The 15,320-nt window shown below is 34.8% G+C and carries 13 protein-coding genes; 5 read left to right on the top strand and 8 right to left on the bottom strand.

The window, feature by feature from the left end:
- Positions 1-858 precede the first annotated feature (858 nt).
- The 4 genes from IGJ45_RS16770 to IGJ45_RS16755 are packed head-to-tail and all read right to left on the bottom strand — an operon-like array spanning position 859 to position 4,265.
- The gene (locus IGJ45_RS16770; protein ID WP_002331383.1) at positions 859-1,539 is read right to left on the bottom strand and encodes an IS6-like element IS1216 family transposase; all 681 of its coding nucleotides are present in this window, start codon (positions 1,537-1,539) and stop codon (positions 859-861) included.
- 27 nt (positions 1,540-1,566) lie between these two features.
- Positions 1,567-2,283 (bottom strand): AAA family ATPase, encoded by a 717-nt coding sequence (locus IGJ45_RS16765; protein ID WP_438768777.1) that lies wholly within the window; start codon positions 2,281-2,283, stop codon positions 1,567-1,569.
- On the bottom strand, positions 2,276-3,703 hold the full coding sequence (locus IGJ45_RS16760) for a Mu transposase C-terminal domain-containing protein (protein ID WP_016612515.1): 1,428 nt from the start codon (positions 3,701-3,703) through the stop codon (positions 2,276-2,278). Before IGJ45_RS16760 ends, IGJ45_RS16765 begins: the two co-directional genes overlap by 8 nt.
- Complete coding sequence (locus IGJ45_RS16755; RefSeq protein ID WP_016612514.1) at positions 3,681-4,265, bottom strand: recombinase family protein; 585 nt, start codon at positions 4,263-4,265, stop codon at positions 3,681-3,683. The genes IGJ45_RS16760 and IGJ45_RS16755 overlap by 23 nt, the downstream gene beginning before the upstream one ends.
- Positions 4,266-4,505: 240 nt before the next feature.
- Between IGJ45_RS16755 and IGJ45_RS16750 the strand changes: the two genes are divergently transcribed.
- From IGJ45_RS16750 to IGJ45_RS16740, 3 genes are all read left to right on the top strand, one after another.
- Positions 4,506-4,865, top strand: coding sequence for an ArsR/SmtB family transcription factor (locus IGJ45_RS16750; RefSeq protein WP_003726380.1), 360 nt, complete (start codon positions 4,506-4,508; stop codon positions 4,863-4,865).
- Entirely contained in the window at positions 4,862-6,979 is a 2,118-nt protein-coding gene (locus tag IGJ45_RS16745; protein WP_001291323.1) for a heavy metal translocating P-type ATPase, read from the top strand. Before IGJ45_RS16750 ends, IGJ45_RS16745 begins: the two co-directional genes overlap by 4 nt.
- Positions 6,980-7,158: 179 nt before the next feature.
- Positions 7,159-7,773: a recombinase family protein gene (locus IGJ45_RS16740; RefSeq protein ID WP_002345745.1), complete on the top strand. Its 615-nt coding sequence runs from the start codon at positions 7,159-7,161 to the stop codon at positions 7,771-7,773.
- A 253-nt stretch (positions 7,774-8,026) separates the two neighbouring features.
- Here the strand turns inward: IGJ45_RS16740 and IGJ45_RS16735 are convergent, their stop codons facing one another.
- The gene (locus tag IGJ45_RS16735; RefSeq protein WP_438768776.1) at positions 8,027-9,169 is read right to left on the bottom strand and encodes an abortive infection system toxin AbiGii family protein; all 1,143 of its coding nucleotides are present in this window, start codon (positions 9,167-9,169) and stop codon (positions 8,027-8,029) included.
- A gap of 90 nt (positions 9,170-9,259) precedes the next feature.
- Between IGJ45_RS16735 and istA the strand changes: the two genes are divergently transcribed.
- Both istA and istB read left to right on the top strand, forming a co-directional pair.
- The gene (gene istA / locus IGJ45_RS16730; protein ID WP_005237732.1) at positions 9,260-10,486 is read left to right on the top strand and encodes an IS21 family transposase; all 1,227 of its coding nucleotides are present in this window, start codon (positions 9,260-9,262) and stop codon (positions 10,484-10,486) included.
- Positions 10,487-10,496: 10 nt separating this feature from the next.
- Positions 10,497-11,258, top strand: coding sequence for an IS21-like element helper ATPase IstB (istB, locus tag IGJ45_RS16725; protein ID WP_003129321.1), 762 nt, complete (start codon positions 10,497-10,499; stop codon positions 11,256-11,258).
- Between the two features lie 206 nt (positions 11,259-11,464).
- On the opposite strand, the gene IGJ45_RS16720 is transcribed toward istB, so the two are convergent.
- From IGJ45_RS16720 to IGJ45_RS16710, 3 genes are all read right to left on the bottom strand, one after another.
- The gene (locus IGJ45_RS16720; protein ID WP_171918278.1) at positions 11,465-11,608 is read right to left on the bottom strand and encodes a hypothetical protein; all 144 of its coding nucleotides are present in this window, start codon (positions 11,606-11,608) and stop codon (positions 11,465-11,467) included.
- 120 nt (positions 11,609-11,728) lie between these two features.
- Positions 11,729-14,038, bottom strand: coding sequence for a glycoside hydrolase family 31 protein (locus tag IGJ45_RS16715; RefSeq protein ID WP_171918277.1), 2,310 nt, complete (start codon positions 14,036-14,038; stop codon positions 11,729-11,731).
- A 223-nt stretch (positions 14,039-14,261) separates the two neighbouring features.
- Complete coding sequence (locus tag IGJ45_RS16710) at positions 14,262-15,284, bottom strand: LacI family DNA-binding transcriptional regulator (RefSeq protein ID WP_171918276.1); 1,023 nt, start codon at positions 15,282-15,284, stop codon at positions 14,262-14,264.
- Positions 15,285-15,320: the final 36 nt, after the last annotated feature.

Genomic DNA, 15,320 nt, shown 5'->3' with positions numbered 1-15,320 from the left:
TTGTTTAATTGACTATCTTTTTTTGTCATAGAACCTTACGAACGAAGTGAGTTTTTTGACACGCTTGACGGCACTACTCAATTGAGCGGTGCAGCACGACGAAGTAAAACCACCTTTGGTGGGTGTAAGTGCGCACTAGTGATTTTCAGGGGGATTGATTTGTATTTTCAATTGAAATGTGGTCAAAAATTTTGGTGAAAGAAGTTCATTGCCTTTTTCTTCTTTTACCAATTTTTTCTTTCTCTTTTTGTTCTCTTGAAATTGTCAGATAATTTATTACAAAAAAATTTTTTGCTTAGTTTTGTTTTCTGTGGAAGTTAAGAGAAGTTCAGTTGAGTTTTGGAAAGAACGAAAAAGAGTAAAAACTTTTTCCGTTTTTTGTTCAACGCAAAAAGTCAACGAACTAAAACAAGTGAGAAAATTTAGTCAATCTAATTAAAGTAATTCGATTGAAATATTTTATTTTTCACCAGTGCGCACTTATACGCACCAAACGTTGTTCTGATTCGTTGTGCTACCTCAATAAACTTTATTGAGCTCGTCAAGCGTGTTAAAAATTCGTTTTGCTCATGTTCCGTTCAATTCTAAATGAAAGTCAATAGAACTTCTAATCGAGAAATATAGAATCCGTTTGGCAAAAAAAGAGACCATCCTCTAACGATCACTAGAGGACGGATCACTTAATTTTTCCAAATTTGCCACCACGGTCTCTTAGTTGGTGGTATGTCGTTCATTAAGTCCTTTTCTTCAGAAAAAGCAGTTGATTCGTTTTCTGGAGATTCTTCAGTGTAAGTTAATTGTAACGGTTCTGTTGCAAAGTTTTAAATAAAGAATAAAATCCCTTACGGTATCTATGATTTAAGCTGGGATTCCCAATAATACCTTGATTTCAGTACAGACCGAAAACCCGAAGAGAGTGCCTTCTTTTCGGGTTTTCTTATATAATCCTCGAATGGCTTCCATGCCTTTAATCGTGGTAGAGGCAGTGCGTAAACTTCGATAGAATTTATTGCGTCTCTTTACTGGACGATGGTCTTGTTCAATCAAATTATTCAGGTATTTAATGGTACGATGTTCTGTCCCTTGATAAAAGCCGTATTCTTTTAGTTTCTTAAAGGCACTTGTAATAGAGGGGGCTTTATCTGTGACTACAACCTTCGGTTCATCAAACTGCTTCACTAACCGCTTAAGAAAAGCATAGGCTGCTTGTGTGTCCCGTTTTTTACGTAACCAAATATCCAAGGTTAAACCATCTGCATCGATGGCTCGATACAAATAATGCCATTTTCCTTTAATTTTGATGTACGTTTCATCCATTTTCCATGAATAAAAGGATTTTTTATTTTTCTTTTTCCAAATTTGATAGAGTAGTTTGCCATATTCTTGCACCCAACGATAAATCGTCGTATGAGAAACGTTAATGCCACGATCATATAAGATTTCTTGAACTTCACGATAGCTAAGGTTATAACGAAGATAGTAGCCCACGGCTACAATAATCACATCCTGCTGAAATTGCTTTCCTTTAAAATGACTCATCGTCATTCCTCCTGCTATCTTTTTCTATTATTCTACCTTATCTGATAGTAGATTTAAAACTTTGCAACAAAACCTTTTAATGATAGTTGTGATAGCCTCATAATCAGAAAAATCTTCTAACTTAATATCAATTCCTAAGTCTGACCATTTGTATTCCAAAATATGATGTGTTTCATCCTTACTAAGGTTATCAAATTCATGCGCAAATCCTATGCGAGAGTAAAGTTGCGGATAACGAGACAACCTTTTTTCAATACCAGGCATACCGATAAGAACCATTGCCAGATCATTTCTATCATAAATATCTCTTAACTGTTCTAAATGCTGAAGCTTTAAACGATCAATTTCATCGACAATAATTAAATCAATTGCCTCATAGGTTTTAGGCACAGAAGGATCTTCTTGATTGTATTTTAGTACCATATGCATTGCTTTAGTCAGACCTATTCTACTAGTTATTGTGTTAATATCAGAACTGACACGAGACATCTTTTCAGCTGGTGCAGTATAAAAAACTTTATTTACACCTAATATTTCATCTGTTGCATTTTTTCCAATATCATCAGCACGATGATAGGCAATTTGCTTTTCTATATTATCCCAGTTACAGTAATACCTTGAAGATAATGTTTTACCTACGCCAGGAGCACCATAGCAAATTCCAATATACTTATATTTAATACATGCGTCACAAAATTCAGCAAATCGTTTATATTCTTTTGTTTCAATAAAGGTTTTATTCATTATAGTACCTCTTTAAAGCTGATTTCTTAGGTGGGGTAGTTATTTCTTCATACTTTTTCTCTTCAATTAATAATTCTACAGAACTTGGTACTTGTATTTTTTGTTTTAATAATTTTTTTCGTTTATTTCTAGCGAAAATTAAATCATCCATATTAATTTCATAATTTGAAATATCTGGAGAAATGGCATTACAAAGAAACTGATTCTTATAAAATACTCTAATTTCTGCCAAATCATTTGGCGTATAACGGATTAAAACAGGTTCTCCAACAAACGCAGATAAATTAGGATTAGTATATCGTAATCCTTGGAAATGAATTCCATCAGAGTGGACTTTTCGAGTTTTTGGAATTTCTAATAACAATAAATCTAACTCTTCTAAACTATTAGGCATATTCGGTAAAAATAATTGCTCACTCCATTTTTTTATCGGACTTACTTTAATAGAAGAATGATTTGTTTGATTATATTCATTGATAAGAAAACAGTGTAATTTCTCTTTAAATTCTTGAATAGTTAATAATTTTTCGTTGCAGTTATTTTCAATATAACCTGGTAATCCTTCTAAAAGCATTTGGTTAATTGTCTGGAAAAAACGCTCAATTTTCCCACGCCCTCTTGGAATTCCTATGGCAGAAAAAATGAGATTTATTCTTAAATCAACAGCGACTTGTTCCATAAAATTTGAAGTAAAATCACTTCCGTGATCCGTATAAAAATTTTCAGGAATACCACATATAGGCCACGAAGAATCTTTTTTTGTCCAAATAGCTTGATGTAAGGTTAATGCGGTATTGATTGCTGAAGGGGCAGAAAAACTCAAATAATAACCAGCAACTGCTCGACTATAATCATCTAATATAATGGTCAACCAGGGACGATTAATATTTCCTTTTTCATCAAGCAAATTGATATCTAATAAGGTATGATCTGCTTGCCAAATTTCATTCGGACGTGTTGCTCCCCTTATAGCAACCAAATCATAATTCTCTTTATATGTTTTCTCTCCCTCATGGGCTAACTGAATGAGACTTTTGGGAATACTTTTCCGTAATTTATAAATTTGAGAATAACTTGGTATATCCAGTTTGTTTTCTTTACAATAGGAAGCAATTTTTCGTGATAATGTCTTAGTACTTATTTTTTTGTATCTCAATACCAATTCTTCTATTTTTTGTCGAACTTCTTCTGAAATCCTAATTTGCTCAAAATCTGTTCGAGTCTTTCTAATTAAACCAACTAGACCATCATGTTCATATTTTTGTACCCACCGATAGAGTGTACGAGTAGACACTTTATTTTTAATAGCTATTTCTTTTATCGTTTCTTGTTTATTAAGATAAGGCTCAATAATTTTATATTTTTTCATAGCAGCTATTCTATGCTGTTCTGAAAAACTAGTGAGCGTTTGTCTTTCCATCTTTTTCCTCCATTTTATCTAAATAACGGTAAATCGTTGTTCGAGAAACATTCCAACGTTCGGCAATCGTTTTAATAGGTGTTCCACTATCAACTAGAGTCTTTAATAATTCTAAGTCTTGGGTTTTTAATTTTTCAGGACGACCTCCAAAGCGCCCTCTTGCTCGAGCCGCTGCTCGTCCTGCTGCAGATCGTTCCAATATTAAGTTGCGTTCAAATTCTGCAAATGCAGCAAATAAATGAAACATGAGCTGACCAGTCGAACTAGATTTATCCATCGTAATGTTTTCTTGAAGACTATGAAAACTAACACCTCGCTCATTCAGTCGATTGACGATTGAAATCAAATCTTCCATATTTCTACCTAAACGATCTAAGCGCCAAACAACAAGTGTATCGCCAGAGCGAACAAAATCAATCGCCATTTCTAATCCTGGTCGATTACTTTTTGCTCCACTTATATGATCGGTAAAAATTTTTTCACAACCAAATTTATTTAGGCTGTCTTCTTGTAAATCCAAATTTTGTAAACCAGTAGATACCCGGGCGTATCCTATTTTCAAAAAAAATCACTCCTTCATTAATTTTATTGTAACATAACTTTATACCAACGGTATAAATGAACATAGATTTTGATATGGGTTTGTGAACATATAATAGAATCAAAATTATAGAAATAAGATAAAAAAATAGAGTGTTCAGAAACGCCTCATTTTATGAACATTCAAACATTCACTTGAATATAGATGGATGTTCTGATACAATACATTCAAACTAACATTTGAATGTAAAGGAATGATCGTATGAATAATGAAATTTGTGAAATAACTTGTATTCATGAAGACAAAGTTAATCGTGCTAAATCTAAACTAGCAAACTTTGATACTCCGTCAGTAAGTGGTTTCTTTAAAATATTGTCAGATGAAAATCGACTTAAAATTGTACATGCTTTAGTTCATGAAGATGAGCTATGTGTTTGTGATATTGCTAATATCATTGATGCTTCGGTCGCAACAACTTCACACCATCTGAACTCCTTAAAAAAATTGGGAGTAGTTGATAGTCACAAGGATGGTAAGTTAGTCTACTATTTTATTAAAAATATCAAAATCTTAAATCTTATGGAGCTTGGCGTAAATTTTAAAGAAGAGGTGCTAGCATGAGTGAGAAAATGACCGAAAAAACCTATCGAATAGAAGGATTAAGCTGTACAAATTGTGCAGGTAAATTTGAAAAAAATGTAAAGCAGTTGCCAGGAGTTACGAGTGCAACAGTAAACTTTGGTGCAAGTAAGATTTCAGTAGAAGGCCAAACAACAATTGAAGAACTCGAAGAAGCGGGAGCCTTCGAAAATCTTATCATTCGTGATGATCAAGAAAATGATGAACAAGTTAGATCAAAAGAGTCTTTTATTAAACGGAATATCGCTTTAATCATCTCTCTTGGTTTTATACTTGTTGCTGTTATTTCCCAACTATCATTGGGCGAAGATCATTTATTAACGAAAGCTCTTTATATATTGGCAATAATAATTGGTGGATTTGATTTATTTAAAGAAGGGTTCTCTGATTTGATCAAATTGGACTTCTCCATGGAATCTTTAATGACTATTGCAATTATTGGGGCCGCATTTATTGGAGAATGGGCCGAAGGTTCTATTGTAGTAATACTATTTGCTATTAGCGAAGCTTTGGAACGATTTTCAATGGATAAAGCAAGACAGTCGATTCGTTCTCTTATGGATATAGCTCCCAAAGAAGCTCTTATCAGGAGAAACAATGTAGAGCAATTAGTCAGTGTCGATAAAATCGATATCGACGATATTATGATCATTAAACCCGGACAAAAAATAGCCATGGATGGGCTTGTTATCAACGGTCATTCTTCAGTAAATCAAGCAGCAATAACAGGAGAATCGGTTCCTGTTGAAAAACAGTTAGATGATGAAGTGTTTGCAGGAACACTAAATGAAGAAGGTGTTCTTGAAGTCAAAGTAACAAAAAAAGTAACGGATACAACGATTGCCAAAATCATTCACTTAGTTGAAGAAGCGCAAGGAGAACGAGCTCCTGCACAAGCCTTTGTAGATAAATTTGCAAAATACTATACGCCATTCATAATTATTATGGCCCTTTTGATAGTGGTTGTTCCTCCGCTATTCTTTGGTGGTGACTGGAATAAATGGCTTTACCAAGGGTTATCCATTTTAGTTGTCGGATGTCCTTGTTCATTAGTGATCTCAACACCTGTTTCAATTGTTTCGGCTATTGGTAATGCAGCAAAAAATGGTGTTTTAGTAAAAGGCGGAGTCTATCTGGAAGAAATTGGTCATTTGAGAGCAATTGCTTTCGATAAGACTGGAACCTTAACAAAAGGAAAGCCTGTCGTAACGGATTTCATTGCAACCAGTTCTGAAACTGATATAAATTATCTATCGATTATTTCATCGTTGGAATCTCTTTCTCAACACCCATTAGCTTCTGCTATTTTAAACGAAGCGGATAAAACTAATGTGGATTACAAGTCAATACAAATCGAGGATTTCCAATCTATCACAGGTAAAGGACTTACAGGTATACATCAAAACATACGTTACTATATTGGAAGCCCTAAACTGTTTTCTGCATCAGTAATCGAAGAAACAGCGGTCAAAGTACAATACAGACAATTTCAAGAACAAGGGAAAACCGCCATGTATTTCGGTACTGACGAACAAATTTTAGGAGTAATTGCTGTCGCGGATGAAGTAAGAGATTCAAGTGCTGCCGTTATTTCTGAACTCCACAAGTTGTCAATTGAACACACTATTATGCTTACTGGTGATAATACTAAAACCGCTGAATCTATTGGTAAGCAATTAGGTGTGACTGAAATAAAAGGAGATCTAATGCCTCAAGAAAAATTAGATTCGATTAAAGCGTTGCGGACAACTTATAATAAAGTAGCAATGGTGGGCGACGGCATTAATGATGCACCAGCATTAGCTGCATCGACGGTTGGTATTGCAATGGGCGGTGCAGGAACAGATACGGCTCTCGAAACTGCTGATGTTGCTCTAATGGGCGACGATTTACAAAAATTACCATTCATTGTTAGACTTAGCCGCCAAACTCTAAAAGTAATTAAGCAAAATATCACCTTCTCATTAGGTATAAAACTATTAGCTCTACTACTAGTCATACCAGGTTGGCTAACACTATGGATTGCTATTGTAGCAGATATGGGAGCAACGCTTTTAGTAACATTAAACGGATTACGATTGATGAAAGTTAAATAACACAACAAATAAAAGAAGGCATGTTTATAAGCGTGCCTTCTTTTTATGATACATTTTTAGTTTTTTTGAACGCTAGTTATGAAGCAAACTATGCGCCATTTAAATATTAAAATGACATCTAGCGTTCTGACGTATGATTAGGGTGTATTTTAAATGCTTAAGAAAAGTAGGAAATAAATTTGAAAATTGCTTATATTCGAGTTTCATCCATCGATCAAAATGAACAACGCCAAATTGAAGAAATGGAAAAGTTTGGCGCTGAAAAAATTTTTATAGAAAAGCAATCTGGAGCAACTATCAGTCATCGGCCAATTTTTCAGGAAGCTTTAGATTTTGTCAGAGAGCAAGATATTTTTATTGTAGAAGCCATTGATCGACTTGGACGAAATTATGACGAAATTATCGATTCAGTTAATTATCTAAAGAAGAAGAATGTGCGACTTATTATCACCAGTTTACCAATCATGGCTGAAGCAATCGGAAATCCTCTCCTGGATAAATTCATCAAAGACTTAATCATTCAAATCTTAGCCATGATTGCCGAACAAGAGCGTACTGAATCTAAACGACGCCAGGCACAAGGAATTAAGATTGCTAAAGCAAACGGCGTCTATAAAGGTCGTCCTAAGTTATACAGTGCAGAAACAAAAGATCCTCAGCGACGCCTTGTTTATAAAAGCATCGTTCAGGATCTGGAGAATGGAGTTGCTATCTCAAAGATTGCAAAAGACTATAATGTGACTAGGCAAACAGTTTACCGAATAAAAAAAGAAATGGATCAACTAATTGTATGATTTCTTTTTTAAATCACGTAATTATGAATAGCTTTGTTATCAAGATAGCCAATCAAGTAAAATTCATCTAGCTAAGTTGATTATATTTATGATAACGAGAAATTAGTTGACATAAATATAATCAACACAATAATCATGCTGATTTAAAGCTATTTATCACCGATAACTTTGCATAATGTATCTTATGTAAACTAAAAAAATCAAGAAGATAATTAGGTATAAAGAATTATCTTCTTGGAGCCCCTATAAATTTTCACTCTAAATCCTCTTTGATTTCTACTGCTTCGTTTAACTCAGAAACTATGTCTGTCATATTTGGATTTTCTTGAACTTCCAACATCATTTTTTTATAGGCTATTTTATCTCCTAAAATTTCAAATTCTAGTCTGTCACCTTTTCCTATTGAATCTTTTTCATGGTCATGAATATATTTTGAGGTCTTATATACAAACTGCTCAATTAAATCAATTCTTTCATTAAGTAAAACAATTTCAGGTTGAGTATAACCGAGCATAGCAAACTTATCATCTTTGAAAATATTTTCTCTGGTACTTTCGTTTGCAGTTACCCAATATTTATCGATTTTCTCGTTTTCGTAATAATACTTATCTAAAACAATTGAGGCATATACTTTTTGTAAATTTACCACATCTAAGTAAGTTATAGTTTTAGTAATGTCAAAATTTATATTTGTATTATATGGACTTGCATTTAATTTTGACTCAATTTCGTATAATTTCATGTAAAATCCTAATATTTTATTTACATCTTTCAGTTCTTCATCACTGAACAAATCCGCTGGAGAACCAAAGATGTCGATTTTTCCAGTTGCAAAATTGAGCAACATTTCCTTTTTTTCATATAAATACTTCAAACTTTTAGCCTTCATGAAATTATATGTCAATGAGATTTCCATTTTTTGCTTTGTTTTATTTGCAGTTAGTTTTAAATAAAAGATATCATCTTCAGTCGATTCAAAAACTACTTTTTCTAAGCTTGGATATGGCTTTTGTTCTATTTCAAATTCATACATCTCACCATTAAAATATAAAGGTACTTTAAACGGAGGAGAAAACTTTCTTGGAATCATGAAATATTTATTTTGTTCATGTATAATTTCTGTACCAAAACTCTTTACAAGCTGATTTACTTCTATAGATCTTTCACCTATCTTAACTTCAGGCATCTGCATTTCTATAGGCTTTTGATATCTATATATCAACGTTTGAAAATCATTGGCGTTCTTAATTTTTATATCTTTTAGTTCATCCGGCAATATTACTTTAACCTTAAAATTGATACCTAACTCATTATCATCAGGAACAAGTTGGTAAGTATTTCCATTATATTCGTAATGGGTTCCTTCTGGTGCATTTTCATTGATGTAAAGGGCCACGATAAAATGTAGGAAAAGGGCCATCAAAAATGTAGGTTAGATTTAAAATCTGATATTCTTTTTCATGAAACCATTCAAGGAGAGTGACTCATGCGAAAAGATGTCTTAGAAGGAGTCTTACGACACATTATGAACGATATTCAACCTAACTATGCAGCCATGGCCAAGCAATATAATTGTGATTACCGAACAGTCAAGCGTTACTATGAAGCTGGAACTAAAGGGGAAGTAGAACAGATCAAAAAGAGACAATCTTCTGCTCCTCTTTTATTAAGCGGTTTTGAAGAAATTATTAAAGATAAAATGGAGTTAAGCTGTTCCGCTTCTTCAATTTATTATTTTATTAAGAAAAAAGGATATCAAGGTGGCTATACCACCGTCAAACGATATTGTCGGAACTATCGAGAAAAGCGTGTAAAAAAAGCAACCATTCGAATTGAAACGACGCCAGGTCTTTCTGCTCAAGTCGATTGGAAAGAAAATATTAAGATGGTGAGTAAACATGGTGAAGTCTTTTACTTCAATCTTTTTCTATATATTCTAGGCTATTCTCGCATGAAATACTTAGAGGTAACCTTTGATCGAACCCAAGCGAATGTCTTCAATTGTTTGGTCAATGCGTTTGAGTACTGCGGGAATGGTGTTCCTCAAGAAATTTGGTTTGACAATATGAAAACAGTTGTTGATAGAAGTAAAAGCCAATTTAGTCAAACCGTTTTTAACGAAAAATTTCGTCAATTTGCTAAAGATGCTGGATTCAATCCGATTGCTTGTCGCCCTTTTCGTCCACAAACCAAAGGCAAAGTTGAAGCTTTAGCTCGTACTGTTAACCGCTTAATGGTCTTTAACTACGAGTTTGAAAATGAGCAGGAGCTAAAACGAATCGTCTATGAGTTTATGAATGACTTAAATAATGAACGTTCTCAAGCAGTGAATAATCATCCCTCTAAGCTTCTTATAGATGAACAATCGGTGTTGCGTCCTTTCAATCGTTTAGAATTAGTCAGATATGTTTCTAGAACCCAACACGTAATTAGAAAAGTTTCCATTGAATCCATGGTCCAATATCAAAACTCAAAGTATTCTGTTCCCGTGAAATATATTGGTAAAGAGGTAACTTTAGATGTCCGTAAGGACAGTCTATTCATTTGGTATGGCCATCAATGTATTCGCTCGCACCCATTAAGCAAAAAAACCTTAAATTATCAACGTGATGACTCTCTTGAGATTCTTCGATCTGATGTCTTCAAATACTTAGAAGACGAAGAGTTGGAGCGCTTTGTAGAAGAAAATTTAGATGCTTACGATGAATTATAAGGAGGCTCATATGTCAAATTACCATCAGTTATTAAATCAATTATCAGATTTAAATCTTACCTGTATCAAAGAAATTTTACCTGCCCATTTAGATGAAGTAGCTAAAAATGAACAATCTCTAGTTGATTCTTTATTTGAATTAACACATCAAGAAATTAGCTATCGTAGAAAGGAGACCCAAAGAAAAATTTTAAAACGGGCAATGTTTCCCTATCATAAACGCCTTCATGATTTTAACTTTGATTTTCAACCCAAAATCAAAAAAAGTGAAATTCAAGATTTAGTGACATTACGCTTTTTAGACACGTATGACAACCTTTTATTCATTGGAAATAGCGGTGTTGGAAAAACCCATTTAGCCGTTTCAATTGGTTTAGAGTGTATTGATAGAGGACAGAGCTGTTTATTTATCACTAGTACAGAACTGGTTAATCGACTTATCCGGGCACATAAACGTGGGACAAGTGATACCATGCTCAAAAAATATGCGAGCTATTCTGTATTAATTATTGATGAAGTCGGGTATCTCCCCTTCTCAAAAGAAGGATCTAACTTACTGTTTCAACTAATTAATATGCGATACGAAAGAAAATCAACGATTATTACAACGAATATTCCTCTGTCTCAATGGTCCGAAATTTTTGGTAATAAGAAATTGACTAATGCTTTATTGGACCGATTGGTCCATCATTCTAAAATTATTCAAATTACAGGACCTTCCTATCGAATGAAAAGTTATAGTGAAACGAAAGGAAAAGAAACGAAACGATAAAGAGAAAACTACCTACAATTTCAATGGCCCAAAACCAACATTTTATTATGGCCCTTGACACCTTGATCGATCCGAAAAGCTTCATCACCGATTTTGATCAAGGTCGTCTGTCCGTCTACTACGCTGATCATCGTTTCTCCTGTCGGGGTAAAACCCGCCATTTTTTCCGGATAAGAAATGGTTTTTGTTTCATAAAAACCATTCAGTTACGTTTCACGATTAGTAGCGAAAAAATCATAATAGGCCTCTTCCAAATTCCCCCGCACCCCAATAAATCCGTTTCCATTGAATAAGATACTTTCCGCTTTTTCCAGTTCTTCTTTTGTGTAATCATTTAAAGAAATCTTCATGCATATTCTCCTTTTGATGTGAGATCAGTTTATGTGTGAACCTAAGTCAGTATATCGGAAAAGAGAATCTCGATCCTACTTTTAGGATACTGGGAGATTCTCTTTTCTGCTAGTATAATTCTAACTTCTTTGGATATAAATTAATTCATACAAAGCATTTCGTAGATCTTCGTTTTCAATCTGCTGTAAGAAAGCTGTCAGCTTGAAGCCGTCAGTAGTTTCTTTGAAATAGCACCAGATCCGTTCCTTTTCGGAAAATGGAATTTCTGCCTTATTTAGGAGATCAAAAAATTTATCGCGAATAACCTGTGTTTGAACTGGCTGAAACCCTTCTACGTTAATTGTTATAGCATTAGAAAAAGCTGCGTCGATCAAGAAACTTCTTTCAGATAACTTTAAATCAAAAGGTAAAGTCTGTCCCAAATCACCTTTTGGTTCAAACATCTCAGTTCCGCAAAAAGTCAATAAATGTTCTCTTTCAGAAGGCAGAACCTGATTTGGATCTTCTACCATAATTGTAACGACTTTTTGTTCATAATCCAAGCGTATCGTTGTAACTGCTCGGTTTCCATCTTTTTCTTCAATCAGCTCAAAGTGATTGCTTTTTCCGGGAAAAATCTTCCACTGTAAACGTAGTGGCAACTCTTCACTGTTAGTTTTTTTGAGATCTCCGTCAAAAGGAATGATTCCACCCGCCTTTACAAAAACAGGGATCGAATCTAAGGAGCGATAAACAGACAATTCAACATTTCCGGAATAGCGCAAATTTGTAAAAAGATCATACCAATCCCCTTCAGGAAGATACAGGCGATTTTCTGATAAATGAAGTTTTTTATTTTCAGGTTTTATAATAGGACTGACTAATAACTCTGATCCAAAAAAGTATTCGTCTTTGTAAGTGTACGCATTGTCTTCTTCAGGATAATCATAGTAAAGCGGACGAACAAGTGGCAGTCCCTTCTCGGCAGTCAAAACATTCATTGTGTAAAGATATGGGATTAACTCATGACGCAGCTGTAAAAATCGGATCATGTTCTTCTCGATATCCATTCCATAGATCCAGGGTTCTTTACTGAAGAAAGGACTGCTGGAACTGTGAAGCCGATTGATCGGACTGAACACCCCAAATTGGACCCAGCGCAATGCCAGCTCTTCATCTTTGTAACCGTGCATGTGTCCACCTATATCATGGCTCCACCAAGTATAGCCGATATTACTTGCGGTCGCAGTCATATAAGGTTGAAAGGCCAATGAGCGCCAGGTCACGATTGAATCGCCAGAAAATCCAATTGGATAACGATGACTTCCTGGTCCAGCGAAACGGGACAAAATCACTGGATCTTTCCCCCGTTTCTTCATATCTAAAATATGATAGTGATTCAATGTCCACAATGGATCAAGACCAGGAATACTGCTCTGTTCTCCTTGCTGCCAATCCAGCCACCAAAAATCGACTCCAATTTTTTCCAATGGATGGTTGATTTCTTCAAAATAAACCTTTCTGAATTCCGGATTATTGAAATCGAACTTTGCCGGCTCTTGAATCTCCGAAGCCAAATTCAGTCTTTTAGCAACAATTGGATATTGTTCTTCAAACCCTCTGATTCCATCAGCTGGATGTACATTTAAAGTTACAGCCAATCCCCGTTGATGAAGCCAATTCAAAAATTCTTCTGGATCTGGAAAAAGCTCACGATTCCATGTATATCCTGTCCAACCACTGCCATATTTTTCCGGAATATCAGTCAGATGCCAGTCCATATCCAGTACTGCCACAGAAAGTGGAATCTCTTTTTTTTCAAAACGTGTGATCAAGTCCCGATATTCCGATTCAGTATATTTCCAATACCTGCTCCACCAATTCCCCAATGCATATCTAGGCAACTTTGGAGGATGACCCGTCAAATGAAAATAGTCCTTCAGCGCTTCTTGGTAATCATGCCCATAGGCGAATACATAGACATCTTTTCCCGAATCACTCCTTGGATGAGGATCACCGTTTTTATCTACTAATAAGGATGCCGAGTCATCCAAAATGCTAAATCCATTTCGACTAAGAATCCCATCCTCTAACGGAACAGCACCGTCAATTTCATCCACTGTCCTAATCGTTCCCTTTAAATTTTCTGCTTCTTCCCCAAAGCGCCACTGATTATGGTACTCAGTAAAGTTGTAAGAAAAATCGATCGTCAAACTTTTATTATTAAATTCCTGATTCTTATGATAATGGAGATGATAGCTGGTGGTGATGATCTCGATCATATCTTCTCTTTCAACAAGCTGATAGGGGACCTCTTCAAAATCTCTGTTTATAACGACTTGAGTCTGGCTATCTGTAAAAATGCCTTTTTCAGAATACTCCAGTCGTAAAAGCTTTTCTGTTAATAGCGAAAAGCGATATTTTTCTCCTTGAACAATTGTTTGAACCATTTAAAACACCTCATCTTGATATCTTTATTTCAACACGATATTCTTGGTTATCACCACAGAAGAGAACTCGCAAGCTTTGCGGTTTAACGTTAAACTAAATTCTTTTAAATAAATCCCTAGCATTCAATTATGAAGCAGGGATCGGTAATTTTAATAAACGATTGTCATAATGTTTTCTGGCTGTTTTGTTAGTTTTCTAAGCAGATACACATTAGACGAATCATTATTTGATTTTTTTTACAGTTTCTCTAATTTTTAATTTCCCTGATAGATTCGTCAACTGTGCTACTTCCTTCTTATGATCAATGATATCAACTAACATCTGCATCGCCATCATACCTTTTCGTAGTTGATCCAGCTTCACTGTCGTTAATGGCGGATCCGTGAACTCTGCGTATTTTATATCATCAAAACCAATCAGCGACAGTTTTTCTGCAGAATAAGCTTGATGCTTTCTTAAAAAATATAGAAAACGGATTGCCAGATAGTCAGCGGTAACCAGCACAGCAGAATAATGGTCTTTATCTGTCAACATATCTTCAAAGTCATTGTGGGTATACGCCAAATCATTTTTGACAGATAATTTTGCTTTCTTCAGCGCATCCAGATAGCCGAGATAGCGTTGTTGTACAACGCTAGTTTGGTGAATATCAAAGCCATAAGAAAGAAAAGCAATATCTTTATGTCCGTTTGCGATCAGATACTCTGTGGCCATTAGCGCAGCATGAGAGTCATCAGTATTTAGAAAATAGCGGTTAGGATATACTTCAAGTCGGGAATATATTTTTTCATCCAAATGAGTATCAACAAAAATAATAGGGACATGGATACTTTTATTGACCTCTTCAAAAAGCGGCTGGCTGAAGCCGACAGCAATAAAGCCGTCAAAACGCCAGTTTTTTTGAATCATTTCAATATCCTTTTGTGAAGTTACTTTATGGACCAACGTAAAAAATCCATTAGGTTTTGTAATCCGCTCGATTCCTTCTAATACTTCGGCAACAAAAGGATCAGTAAAATCCAATCGAGGAGTTTGTGAGAAATACAACAGACCAATCAAGCGAGAGGATGATTGAACCAAAGCACGTGCATTCATATTTGGTGAATAATTATATTTTTTGATAATCGATTCGATAAGTTCACGTTTATCATCTGAAACGCGATGAGCTTTGTTATTGATAACGTTAGAAACCGTAGTTACACTAACGCCTGCTTCTTCAGCAATTTTTTTTATCGTAATTTTCATTCTCATCGTCCTTTCAGGTGGTGCTAAAGTAATTAT

The organism is Enterococcus sp. DIV0574 (assembly GCF_051711125.1).
Taxonomy (GTDB): Bacteria; Bacillota; Bacilli; order Lactobacillales; family Enterococcaceae; genus Enterococcus_D; species Enterococcus_D gallinarum.
The sequence above is the reverse complement of the archived record's forward strand: the minus strand, read 5'-3'. Positions and strand labels throughout refer to the sequence as shown.

What these genes read in the sequence shown, in the direction of transcription:
- IGJ45_RS16745 (WP_001291323.1), top strand. Translation starts at nt 4,862, where the DNA reads ATGAGTGAGAAAATGACCGAAAAAACCTATCGAATAGAAGGATTAAGC.
- IGJ45_RS16720 (WP_171918278.1), bottom strand. Translation starts at nt 11,608, where the DNA reads ATGAAGATTTCTTTAAATGATTACACAAAAGAAGAACTGGAAAAAGCG.
- IGJ45_RS16760 (WP_016612515.1), bottom strand. Translation starts at nt 3,703, where the DNA reads ATGGAAAGACAAACGCTCACTAGTTTTTCAGAACAGCATAGAATAGCT.
- IGJ45_RS16770 (WP_002331383.1), bottom strand. Translation starts at nt 1,539, where the DNA reads ATGAGTCATTTTAAAGGAAAGCAATTTCAGCAGGATGTGATTATTGTA.
- istA (WP_005237732.1), top strand. Translation starts at nt 9,260, where the DNA reads ATGCGAAAAGATGTCTTAGAAGGAGTCTTACGACACATTATGAACGAT.
- IGJ45_RS16750 (WP_003726380.1), top strand. Translation starts at nt 4,506, where the DNA reads ATGAATAATGAAATTTGTGAAATAACTTGTATTCATGAAGACAAAGTT.
- IGJ45_RS16710 (WP_171918276.1), bottom strand. Translation starts at nt 15,284, where the DNA reads ATGAAAATTACGATAAAAAAAATTGCTGAAGAAGCAGGCGTTAGTGTA.
- istB (WP_003129321.1), top strand. Translation starts at nt 10,497, where the DNA reads ATGTCAAATTACCATCAGTTATTAAATCAATTATCAGATTTAAATCTT.
- IGJ45_RS16765 (WP_438768777.1), bottom strand. Translation starts at nt 2,283, where the DNA reads ATGAATAAAACCTTTATTGAAACAAAAGAATATAAACGATTTGCTGAA.
- IGJ45_RS16715 (WP_171918277.1), bottom strand. Translation starts at nt 14,038, where the DNA reads ATGGTTCAAACAATTGTTCAAGGAGAAAAATATCGCTTTTCGCTATTA.